The organism is Nocardia fusca NBRC 14340, from assembly GCF_001618425.1.
In the GTDB taxonomy this organism is placed as follows: Bacteria; Actinomycetota; Actinomycetes; order Mycobacteriales; family Mycobacteriaceae; genus Nocardia; species Nocardia fusca.
On record NZ_BDCU01000042.1, the window covers coordinates 52865 to 64598 of the forward strand.

The following is an 11734-nucleotide window of genomic DNA, read 5'->3' on the forward strand; positions in this document are numbered from 1 at the left end:
AAATACGATCCCTGCCGCCGCATAACGGAACCGAAAACGTCACGCCACCGAGAATCGGCCGGTCGTCGTAGAGAAATCCACATTCCGGAACTCGAGGGCATCGGTCCGACGATCGCGCCGCGTTGTAAGGCATCCTGTACGTCGCTCGCATCATGCATGACGTTGTGCAGTGCTCCTACCGCGCCACTTCGGCCCGGGTCAGTCCTCCGACGCGGATCGCCGGGAAGGTACGGAGCCCCAGACGGGCTCACCGGTCTGCATACGCCGGTCGTGCTCGACGATGTAGTCGATGAACTCGTCCTGATCCACGGTCATAGCGAAGAAGTCTATATCGTGTGGATAGGTCGGCACGCGGCCGAGGTGATATGCACCGGCCTCGGCGAGAAGGGTTCGCGACACCGCATCATTCCCGCTCCGCATCTCCGGTGACAGAAACAGCTTGTAAGCGGCATCTGCCCAGGTCCGTATTGTGAACTCGCCGGGATTTGCGAGCTGTTCATATGCATCTTGCCGGATCTTTTCCCGATCCGCCTGCAGCGCTGGTACCGACATGACCCTATCGGCGGGGATCTCCGACGCCCACTGGGAAACATCTTTGCCCCGCGAGGCCTGATACTCCCGCTGCTGGACGTTGACCTCGGTTCCACGTTCCCCCCGGACCAGACGATTCGAATTCACTGTTGTTCCATCCGTCAACCGCACGGTGTTCTGCAGTTCGTCGATGTGGTCATTTCCGGGCCCGAATCGCGCATGGGCTCTTCGCCCGGCCTCCGCGCGGACGATGCTGGCAGGCGTCGCTTGCCCGGCGACCTCGCCGGTCCTGGGGTCCAACTCGTACTTTCCCGTCTCGGGGTCTCGCTTCGCTCCTTCGGGCGGGATGTTCAGACCCATATGAGTGATGAACCCGCCCTCGTCTGTCAGCGGAGTGAGCGCAGCTTGCGTGGACCCGGAATAGGACTCTGGCTGTTTTGCCCGCTCCACCGTGAGACGGCGGTGTTCGGCGGCCCAGTCGAGGGCGGTGGGCGGCCTGCCCAGGCGGTCCATCTTCTGCAGCCCGATATTCGCTGCAGTGGCTTGTAACTCGGCGAACTCTCGTCGGGTGGCCGTCGCTAGCGCGGATTTTTCGGTGAGGGGTGAGGCATGCTGTATCATCCGCCCCGGAGTAGGTAGGTCGACAGCCGACACCAGAGGGCTGCGAAGTGCTCCGGCTCCGCCGTGGTCCACAACCTGGTATTTGTCAACTGCGGCATCCACAGCTTTCGCGCCCATGCGATCACCGCGATATGCACTTTCGAAGCGTCTGGCTGCTCGGCCGAGGCAGGAAGTGAGATCGAGGGCAGCTTGTCGAATAATGTCCAGTGGTTGTTTCATCAGGAGCCAGAGAGACTTGGGCCACACGCGGTGCCGTTGATGATCGTGTCACCCGGTACATGAACGCTTTTGAAACCTGGTCGAGGGAGGTTGGCGCGGTGTAACTTTCGCGCCTGATGGGGGAGCTCGACCGGGATGAGCTGCACGACTTTCTCCTGACCCTTCGGGAGGCCACCGTTTGCCGGGATTGCGCCGCTGAGCAGGATGTTCGAACTGACGTGGAGCTCACCCATCGCACCATCTCCTCGGCACTCGTTCGCCGGCGGCGGGGCCTCAGTCTGCCCGACCGGCAAAGAAGTCGATATCGGTCATATTGCCGGTCTTGTTCTGCCTGGCCGAGACTGGCAATTTACGTGTTACCCGCAGCCGGCCGGCCCCAGATAATCGAGACGACACTGCGGGTTGGTGCCAGAGACGACTGAGAGTCGGAGGTGTCCGGCAACACCCCATACGGGAGGCACTCCACGAAGGGAGCGACCTGCTGTGGCGGGTGGTTCTCTCGGAATGACGGCGTGTCGACATCCGATGATCAGGTGATCTGCTGGGAGGGACTCCGATGAAAAGAACGACAACTGCTGCCGCGCGGGTCGCGGCCGGGCCGTGTCGATACTGGGTTTTGCCGTGGTGATCGGTTCCGGTACAGCCCGAGCCGCACCGCAGAACTGTACCGTCACGCTGGACCTTTTCGGTACCACAGCGGGCTGCCATGATGTCGACATGCCCGTCGGCACGGAATACGCGCTGATCGTCGAGTGCTTCGGCCTGCACGCCGTACCGAATGCGTTTCCGATCCTGGCTATCGGTCCGTACCAGGGGTCCTGGAGTGGCCCCTTCCCACCTTCCGGTCAGGGTGCGGCCACATGCCTGGGGCCCACCAGTATCGGACCCGCGACCAATGCCTACGTCACGATCTACCGTGACTGATCCTCGCGGCGTCGCCACGGCGGCCGTGCGTAACCGCTCCTGTTTACCCGTGCGACAGGTCCCGGCATGTAGTCCCAGCGGGCGGAGCATGGCGTGAACGGCGACTTGTGGCTCGATCCCGACGGACTCCGGGCCTATGGTTCGGAGCTCTGCGAAATCGGTGCGGAAGTTCATCGCATTGTGCAGCGGTTGACCGATGTCAGCGCTCAGGAGGGCGCGTGGTGGGGTGATGACGTGGCCGGTACGGCTTTCGCCGAGACGTACCAGCCCATGCAGGGGCAGGCGCTCGAAGCCTTCCGGGCCGTTGCCGAAGCCTTCGCCGGCTTCGGAGAGAAGGTGATCGGGGCCGCGAACACACTGGAGTCGACGGATGCAGCCGTGAGCGGGGACGTGCGAGCTGTCGGCGATTCCGCCCGACAGCTTTCCATCCGGTCCATAGTTGCGGACCCGTTGCCGCTCGCTGAGGGACAGCCGATGACCATGACCGGATTGGCTCCGGTGCAGTCTCGCGCCGACAGTCGGCGCGCAAACGCCCCGGAGGAAAAGCGGCTCGTCCGGACCCATATGCCTGCCTCGGCCGGTCCCCTTGCCGCGTCGATAGCGGGGACCGGGCCGGGATCCGACGTTGATACGACGCTTCCAGCGGAAGGGGCCGGATCGAAAGCCAGTGACGCCTCATCCATGGGACACGCTGGACCGCGCCCCACAGAACCGGCGCGCGGCGACTTCAAATCCGGCGTGCACGATTCTGGCCGACCCGCCGACCGGAAAGGAGCATCGGCCGCGGCGGAACGCGGAATACTCCCGGCACGGTCGAGTAGCGCCGGGGGCCGTGAACGGCGGCCGGCTGTCAGTGCACCTATGGAACGAAGACCGCCGGGCAAACTGCGGCAGGAGGGAAGCCCGGCGCCTCGTGCATCGGACGCGCCACCGTGGTCGCGGCCGGGCTCTCCCGGTCCGATCGCCGGTAAGCAGGCAGGCGAGCAGAAATCCGGCCAGTCCCCGCAGCGGGGCGATGGTGCCGACCGGTCTGCGCGCAAACAACTCCTCAGGGCTTCTTTCCAGAGCGTGAGCGATCTGGCGCGTCACGCGCGGCTGATCGAGTACAGGCACGGCTGTGCGGTGCACGGTTTCGATATCGCCACCGTGGGAATCGACGAGAAGACGATCGGTGAGTTTCTGACGGCAGTCGACGATGTGGTCACCAGGTTTCCGGAGATAAGCGTGCAGAGTATCGACCTGGCCGGTTCAGGTACGGAGGCCGTCATCCGCGTTACGCCTGCGACGGACGACAGCGATCCGACCGGACCACTGCGGTGGTCGGTGGTCCTCGGCGAAGAGCTGACTCGGGAGCCCGGTCGGCTCGCCGAGGTGATTCGGAAGGCGCACCGACCGGAATCGGTGGTGGCGCGGGCGGTGGACCGGCTGGTCTATGCGGCTACCATCGCGGAGTTCGGCCGGGCTGTTGAGACTTGTACTGCCGGGCGGGTACGAAGCCACGCCGAACGGACACTCATCGCGGAATATCTGCGCGGCACCGCATACCGGTCTCGGAACCTGGCGCAGGTGGTAGCGGGCTACAAGCGGTGGCGCGACCAGTTGAGCGGCGCCGGTTTCCGGCAGGGCCGGCTCGATCCGTCCATGGCACTCATCGAAAGCTTCACCGACGTCGCGGTAAACGGCTCAGCCGCGACCGAGCCGGCCCGCGTGCTGTGCCGGCTGCTGATCGAGGGCGCGGCGCGAGAGGGAGTGCTCTGGTCACGCCACAGGATTTGATGGCCGAGCTGCCCACGCCGGTGCAGGTCGTCGTCTTCGGGCAGGAGGTCCCGCGGATGGACGGTGCCGCCGGCCGTCGAGTGGGGGCGGCGTGGCAGCATGCGCAGACCGACCTGGACCGGATCCTGCAACGGATCGACACGCAGGTCGCGTCGGCCTCCTATGCCGTTCGCGGCGAAGCCGGCGACCAGATACTCAGCGCGGCAGCGACACTGCGTGCCAGTGTCGTAGAGATGCGACAGGTATCCGACCAGATGGCGCGGTACCACGACGCGACTACCGCCGACAGCGACAAAGAGGTGTACACAATGTATGCCTTCGGGCTGATGACGGTGTTCGAACTCATGATAGCCGGTGGCTGGCATCCGCTGCGGGCTGTGCAGGTGCTGACCAGAGCCCGGTCGAAACATGTGGCGAGGTTCGACGCATTCGTCGCTCGCCGTTCTGCCAAGGGAACCGACGCCCACGTCACACTGTCCCGTTTCCTCGCCGAACTGATCGCGGTATCGGCTTTGCTGGAAGGTGGGGTCGACGCCGGCATTCAAGTCGGGCAGATTGCCGGTATTTTGGATGGCAACCGTGCGGGGATGGACTGGAGTTCGGTCGGAATCTCGGCAGCCTCCGGCGCCGGTGGTGGCGTGGGGGGGGCTACTAGGAGTCTTTGCCGGACGGGCAGCCATCCGGAACGTCCCGTCCGACCTCGCCCGGACTATGGCCACAGCCACCGCGGCGGGAATCGGCGGTGTCGTCGGCGGTATGGGTGCGGTCATCGCTGTCACGGGTGAGTTCCACTGGGAGTGGTCCGAACTCATCAGTGGCGTAGCCATGGGCCTGCTCGCCGACAGCATGCATCGCCGCTCGACTTTCGACAGAACGCCCACGGTGTCGGCGCCGACGACTGTGTTGCGCCGATCACCTGTGACCGCCGGCTTTCGCGACACAGCGCCTTCTCCCCTCGAAACGCTCGGGTCGGCCGAGCCATCACCCGCAGACGTCCTCCCCGATCGCACGCGCAGCATTTTACCGTCATCCCTGCCGGTCACCGCTGATTCCGGTGATACGCCCGCAGAGCGCGCCGATGGCCAGGCAATCGACCCGCACGGCGACAGTGTCTTTCGAACAACCGAGCCGGCAGACACCGATAGCCACATCGCTGCCGGCGAATCTGCTGGAGCTCCACACTTTCCGGAGGACGCGCGCGGCCGGTCGAAGTCGGCGGATTCCTCCGGAACCGGTGAGCGCGGCAGCGGAGCCGCGCAACGAGAGTTCCTCGACGATGCGCCGGTCGCCGTCCAACGAGTCGATCATTTCGGCGATCGTTCCGACGGCGCCGAACCACCGGTGGGTCTGCGGACGGGCGACACCGGACAGCTGAACGCGGATTGCCACGAGGCAATTCGACGTGCCGAGCCGGGTCCCGTCGGTCGCGCGGGGCCCGAATTGCACTCGCCGGAACAAGCTTTCCGCCTTGGGGACGGTGGTGTGGTCGCGGCCGATAGCGAATACGATCGGATCGGCTATCGGCCGAGCGACGCAGAAACGGGCCCCGCGACTCCGGAACCCCCCGGCCGCTCGACGCCCGACCCACTCGAGGGGGTTGTGGCGTTCGGTGACCTCGGTCGGATGTTTCGTCGGCATGCTGTGGTCGTGGGCGACGCCGCTGTGGCGGCCGTGCTGAATAAGCCCCTTCCCGTCGGCGCTGTTGTCGAATTGTCGGTACCTGAATGGTTGTACGAGCGGATCGCGCAGCGGCCGGAGTGGGCCCCGGCGTCACTCGACCTCGACGAGGGGCAGCGATCGCTGGGTGGGCAGCCGGCCGACCGATGGCCGCGGCGCAGCGGGAGTCGCCCCATGCTCGGCCATGACGGGTTCCGGGTATCGGTGGGTTGGCCCGGGCTTGTTCCGGTCTGGGACCGTCACGATATGGAGGGTGACCGGCGACCTCCGGCATCGCCGGATACCTGGCGGGAGCCGGTATCGCACGAGAATCTACGGGACCGTGCGTGGTCGACGGAGCAGAATTCCCGGGTGGCCGGGCTCCCGGATGCGTATGCCTGGATCCAGGAACGGGACCTGACCGCTGATATCGTTGCCGCGCAACGGATCAGGGACGCCACATTGGATCCGGATGCAGCACCGCTGTCGCCGAGGGTACTGGCGCGGGAAATCGGCGAGGTGACCGACCTGCTTTCGGCAGTAGGAGCCGAGACAGGCTTCCCACTGACAAAAGGCGACTTTACCGACCCGGGGACCCGGCGTGCTATCGGTTTGATCGCTGAAGGCATGTACATCGTTCGAACCCTCTACGGTGATCCCGCAGTAGGTCGCGCGAACCAGCTGCACGGTTCGGTCGAATCCCGTGAATTCGGGGTCGCGGCCTTCTACCACGACGGCGATACCGCCGCCGGGCTGCGTGCCATCCTGGCCAATGGTTTGCTGCAAAATGGTCGGCTCGACGATGTTCTGCTCGCTGCCGCTGCGGCGATGTGGAGCGATGGAGTCTACGGGAACGGGCGACGCAGCGACAATCCGGACGGATTCGACGAGAAGCGTTCCGCAGAGCTGCTACGTCGGCGCGCCCTGGCGCACGGATTCGCTCCGGCGGCCGCGGACGAGGCGGCGAAGTCTGTGCGCGCCACCACCTTCAGGGAGGGCGTCGGAACGCAGGAGGTGCCCTTTAGTGATGATCTGTCCGGACAGCAGGCGGCTGCGGCGGCGGGTGAGCGGCCCGGGATCGGCCAGTGGGTCGCGGGGGAAGATCTGCAGACACTGTCCGAACCGGAAGCGGTGGTCGAAGCCATCCGATTGGCGGTCGAGGACTTGCTGTCGCGTCGGTTCAGCCAAACCCGGGTCCTGGGTCGGGTATTGGCGAAGCCGGGTATCCGCGTCAACTATATCGAGGAGGCTCTGCGTCTGGTCGGTGTCTACGGCGGTGTACGCCCCGACGGGCTCGGCAGCGACAGCCCCACCCTGCGGGAAGCGTTCGCGGCCCGGCTACGCGGAAACGCGGGATTCGTGGATCCGGATTCGGGCTATGGATACCGGTATCCGGACGGGTGGGCGCTGGGTAACCGTGATATGCGCCGCGATCACGCCGTACTGCTGCGGCGTATCGCGCACCGGATCGACACCGATCCCGGCTACTCCCCACTGGCCGCCTACCGAGAGGCATACGAACACGCCCAGCGGATGCGCGAGAAATACCAGTCTTTGAGAGCGCAGTATGTGATTCGTCCGGGGGTGCAACCGTGGGACCGGATCGAAATCAGCGAATACTTGCGCCGGCGGCTGCCCACCGGTGATCGGCCCGGCGTCGTGTGGGAGGCAACCGATGCCGTTTTGCGGGTGGCCGATCAGGTCGCTCTTGCCGCTTCCGAAGCCCGAGCCGGCCTCGATGCCGAATTGGACGCGGTGATCGTGTTGACTCTGCGCGAGGACGCGCACGGGCACCTGAGGTTGCGTGCCCAGTTGGACTATACCGTCGTCGGCCCGCCGCCCAGCCGCGCTGCGTTGCAGCAGGTCTTGGCGAGTGCGAACTGCCGCATCACGGTCGAGGAAGACCAGCCGACTTCGATGGCCGACCGCTATCCCCGCCAGCGGGTGCTACTCGACTTCGCCCACCCGGTCACCCAGGACGAGGCCGCTGCCGACACACGCGACCGTACCGGATTCGGCACCCAGCCGGATTCTGTGACGGTGCCGGTCAGCGAACCCGACAGCGAGACCCTCCCTCGCGGCGTATCGACCGTACTCGGCTCCGCACTCAACAGCCGACGCTATACAGACCGCCTTCTCTATCTACCACTACCTGCCGTTCCACCCGAACCGGGTCGGATCGACCTCTCCGGAGCCGGCCGGCCCCCCTCGGATGCTTCGCCCCCGATGCCCGGAAGCGCGGCCATGGACGGCCCGGCTGCGGATACCGCAATCGCAGCAGTGGGTGCCGCATCAACAACTCCCGACGGTCCTCCGTTGACCGTCCATATCTGTACCAAGGACAGACCGGACCGGCTGCAGGCGATTCTCGCTGATATCGCCTCGCTGACTTCCGTCGACGATACAGCCGTGTACGTCTATGACGACTCGGTGAACTGGATCAACCGCGCTCACAATCGCTCCGCGACGGAGACGATGAAGTTCCACACGGTGCACATCGACGAACGCCGACGCCGGGAACTACTGCGTGATCTGCCGTGGCCGGACCAGGACACGCGATCGTATGCCCGCTACGCGTTCAAAGAACTGGGAACACCAGGATGGGATCAGGCGGGAGTACGCGCACTGGCGCACTTCGTAGCGGCCTCCACCGCCGCACACCGAAGCAAGGTGCTCTTCCTCGACGACGATATACGACTGACCGATGGCGTTTTCGACGAGTCGGTACATACGGTGGACTCCGCAGCGATAGCCGGCCTGCTCGCAGCTTCGGCGCCGATCGGGCAGGTGGTGGGTGCCGAATATGCGGGTAGGGCTGATGTCTACGATGTGGAGCACGCCCAGCGCGCGGTGTCGGAGTCATCACCAGAATCCGGCCATGACGGCCGCTATGTGTCGATTCGGGCATACGCGGGCACCGAACGCGACGACTCACTGGCCGGAAATATTGCGGTCAGCGGCGCTTTCCTCCTGCTCGACGACCAGGGTGTGCGACGGGCTCCGATCCCGCGCTCCTACAACGAGGACGTCGCGTTCGTCGCGGCCCTGCAGGCACTGGGGTATCGGGTGGAGGTGGCCCCGTTCAAACCGCTGCATACCGGCGACGAAAAGGTGATCAAATGGCGAACCGCGCTATTACAGCAGCAAGGGCTCGTTACCCAAAGGTCTCTCGAACAGGCACTCGCCGAAGTCGGAATCGGCGACCTTCCGACACTGGTGAACCGAGCCGTCGGACACTGTGAACGCTACGCCGAGATTGCCGTCAAGGCATGGCAGGATCTATTCGCCGACCGAAATCGGCAATTCGGTGAAGTACACGCACACAATGCGCAACCGCTACTGGACGCCGAGAGACTCGCCCGCGACGCCGCCGCATCGATTACCGGCTACTTCCAGTCATGGTCCAGATGGCACCGGCTCATCGATGACCCGGCGGTGGCCGACCATATGCGTAGGCAGCTCGATTCCTGGTTCACTCTTCCGGCACAGTTCGATTCCGCCCTTTTCCGGCTTGATTCGGGACCACGGGCATAGCGCTCTACGCTATTGAGTCCCAGGCGGAGTCGGCCACTATGGCCGGGCTCTGCATCTCGACCACGCACCAGCCCGAGTCACAGATGCCGAAGGTCCGATAGCGAGGATGACCTGACCCCGCTGGTGCGGTCCGGGGGTTGTGAGAGTCTGATTTCCCACGTGGTGGGCGGAAAGGCTCGACATTCATGGCGACACGGAAACGGCATACCCCCGAGCAGGTCGTGCGGAAGCTGACCGAGGCCGATCGGCTCCTGGCCGACGGTAAAGATGTGGCCGAGGTGTGCCGGTTGCTGCAGGTCACCGAGGCGACCTATTACCGGTGGCGTAACCAGTTCGGCGGGTTGAAAGCTGATGACGCCAAACGGCTCAAAGACCTCGAGCGCGAGAACTCGACGCTGAAACGACTGCTCGCCGAAGCCGAGTTGGAGAAAGCAGCGTTGAAGGAGATCGCCAAGGGAAACTTCTAGTGGTAGGGGTGAGTGGGAAGGCGCTGAGGCCGGTGAACATGGCAGAGGTCCTTTCGTGCAGTGCGGTCGAGACGGCGACCGGACGCACCGGTCCGGCTGTATGCGGCCCATGCCAACCAGCATCGTCCGACGACCCTGTCTCTCGCTGAGACCCGAGTCTCGCTACACCCCACCGCGGCCGCCGCCATCGCCGCCGCACACCTGTCGGGAAACCCACCGCGGCACCGCAACCGTCCCCGCACCGCACCGATCCCAGAGCAGATACCGGCGCCGCCGGTGGTCGAACCCATCAACCTCGACCCCGGCTACTACGACCGAGGGGTCGCCGCCCGCTGACGCGACCGGCCGGCCCACGACGAACTCGACGACCTGCTCGACGCGTTAGAGGTCAAAATCCGGGAAACCACCACCGCGAGTGCGTCACTGCTCGACGACCCTCATGATCGCTACAGCAGACAAGCGCTGTCGCAGAAAGACATGATCGGCCAAGGGCTTCGCCCGTGAACAAGCGGGGTCACAAAACAGCACCTCCGAGGTTAAAACTCAAGCTAATTCAACGTCACGGTGGTGCGATAGCCGTCAATGAAATTGTTTCCGTTGTCGTAGGCCCGGAGAACTACATCGGCCGATCCGGGTTGCCACGCGAATGGAAACCGGTCCGAACTCTTCTGATAGAACCCCTGCTCCCATCGGCCACCCGAGCAACCCGTGACCCGGCTCAGATCATATCCGCTCTGACTGAGCACGATCTCGACACTGTCCACCCGGTCACCGCATGAGCCGTGCAGGAATGCAACCTCTGCCGTCGGCGGACCGATCTCGCCGGTCGGGTCCACGGTCACAACACTGTCTCTCGCGTCCGCCGGAGCGGCACCCAGCACCCCGCCCGTCACGATCGTGCCGGCCGTGAGCACGGCCAGAGCAACTGCGGTACGAACCATGGAATACTCCCTCGCTCGAACGGAACTGGAACGTGCACCTTGCGCGCTGCGCCGAGCGGCGCGCGGTCGAGCAAATAGTATTTCTCGACGCAAGTCAACGATGAACGTCCCCATGGCGAGTACTGCGCGCCGATCGACGGGAATTTCACGTCATGCTCGGCTGGAAATCCAGACCGGCCCGGTTTACCTTCTCCGGGCTAACTGGGCCGAGGCTCGGGGTAATGCTGTGACGGGCACCGAATCTATGACCGAACAGCGGAACGGCACGATCGACCACCGCGCGATATGCGACATTTCCGGATGTTCAGAGTCCGGCGGATTATCGCCGCCGGACCCCGACCATCAGGCCGATCCGAGAAGGGCTACTGCGGCTTTCCTTTGCCCTTTCCTTTGCCTTTGCCCTTGCCGCCCCCGCCGCCGGGGGCCGGGGCGTTGTCCCCTTTCTCCCCGTCCGGGGCGCTGGCCTGTTCCGTCGGCTGCTGGGCGAGTGCCACCTTCGGCGACGACGCGACCGCGGGCTCGGCGACCGGGGAATGGATATCGGCGGCATGGGCGGGTGCGGCCGATACCGCCGCCGCGACGAACACCCCGACAACTGCGCGCTGGATCATGGTGGTTCCTCTCTCACCCGGGAGGTGGCACGACCGATCAACCGAGTCAGCGTAAAGGCGGGCGCGGGACCGAGCACCTCACCCCAGGCCAGACGGCGATTCCGCCCGCAACCACCTCGTGGGTGACGACTGGGCTGGATATCGAGCTCATCCGTCTGCCCGGCGCTCACCCCACCTCAATGCTGCCGCACCAATGCAGGTGAGGTGTGCCCATGCAGCGGGAGTCGATCCGGACTTCGCCTGGCGGGCCCCGATCAGCCGGCTTGCTCCGGCCGGTCAGTGGGACCGCTGTTCACCCCAGAGCTGCTCACTTGTCAAGCAGTTGCCACTCGGTCATGAGCACGATCATTCCCCACAAGATCCACTGACCCGCCGCCTCGGGCGCCATCCGGCCATACCAGAACACCGCCATCCACTGCTGCGAGTCACCGACCACACCACCCGCGACCCGATA

General features: G+C 64.9%; 8 protein-coding genes and 1 pseudogene. 6 read left to right on the plus strand and 3 right to left on the minus strand.

The genetic code is table 11. The annotated features are described in order from the left end of the window. Nucleotides 1–198: 198 nt before the first annotated feature. Complete coding sequence (locus tag NF4_RS27035) at nucleotides 199–1371, minus strand: hypothetical protein (RefSeq protein ID WP_157120625.1); 1173 nt, start codon at nucleotides 1369–1371, stop codon at nucleotides 199–201. Nucleotides 1372–2088: 717 nt separating this feature from the next. Between NF4_RS27035 and NF4_RS27040 the strand changes: the two genes are divergently transcribed. The 6 genes and pseudogenes from NF4_RS27040 (at nucleotide 2089) to NF4_RS27070 (ending at nucleotide 10064) form a co-directional block, all read left to right on the plus strand. Further along, nucleotides 2089–2295 carry a hypothetical protein gene (locus tag NF4_RS27040; protein ID WP_232330665.1) on the plus strand — a complete coding sequence of 69 codons (207 nt, stop codon included), beginning with the start codon at nucleotides 2089–2091 and terminating at the stop codon, nucleotides 2293–2295. A 1068-nt stretch (nucleotides 2296–3363) separates the two neighbouring features. Then, nucleotides 3364–4071 (plus strand): hypothetical protein, encoded by a 708-nt coding sequence (locus tag NF4_RS27045; RefSeq protein ID WP_063130215.1) that lies wholly within the window; start codon nucleotides 3364–3366, stop codon nucleotides 4069–4071. Beyond that, nucleotides 4071–4856, plus strand: a complete 786-nt coding sequence (locus NF4_RS27050) for a hypothetical protein (protein ID WP_063130216.1) — start codon at nucleotides 4071–4073, stop codon at nucleotides 4854–4856. Before NF4_RS27045 ends, NF4_RS27050 begins: the two co-directional genes overlap by 1 nt. Continuing rightward, nucleotides 4828–9261: a hypothetical protein gene (locus tag NF4_RS27060; protein ID WP_157120626.1), complete on the plus strand. Its 4434-nt coding sequence runs from the start codon at nucleotides 4828–4830 to the stop codon at nucleotides 9259–9261. Before NF4_RS27050 ends, NF4_RS27060 begins: the two co-directional genes overlap by 29 nt. Nucleotides 9262–9446: 185 nt before the next feature. Next, a pseudogene (locus NF4_RS27065) lies at nucleotides 9447–9719 on the plus strand (transposase); the annotation flags it as partial. Nucleotides 9720–9788: 69 nt separating this feature from the next. Continuing rightward, nucleotides 9789–10064, plus strand: coding sequence for a hypothetical protein (locus NF4_RS27070; protein WP_063130220.1), 276 nt, complete (start codon nucleotides 9789–9791; stop codon nucleotides 10062–10064). A 212-nt stretch (nucleotides 10065–10276) separates the two neighbouring features. Here the strand turns inward: NF4_RS27070 and NF4_RS27075 are convergent, their stop codons facing one another. Together NF4_RS27075 and NF4_RS27080 are read right to left on the minus strand one after the other, a co-directional pair. Continuing rightward, nucleotides 10277–10669 carry a hypothetical protein gene (locus tag NF4_RS27075; protein WP_157120627.1) on the minus strand — a complete coding sequence of 131 codons (393 nt, stop codon included), beginning with the start codon at nucleotides 10667–10669 and terminating at the stop codon, nucleotides 10277–10279. Between the two features lie 362 nt (nucleotides 10670–11031). Further along, nucleotides 11032–11280 (minus strand): hypothetical protein, encoded by a 249-nt coding sequence (locus NF4_RS27080; RefSeq protein ID WP_063130222.1) that lies wholly within the window; start codon nucleotides 11278–11280, stop codon nucleotides 11032–11034. Nucleotides 11281–11734 lie beyond the last annotated feature (454 nt).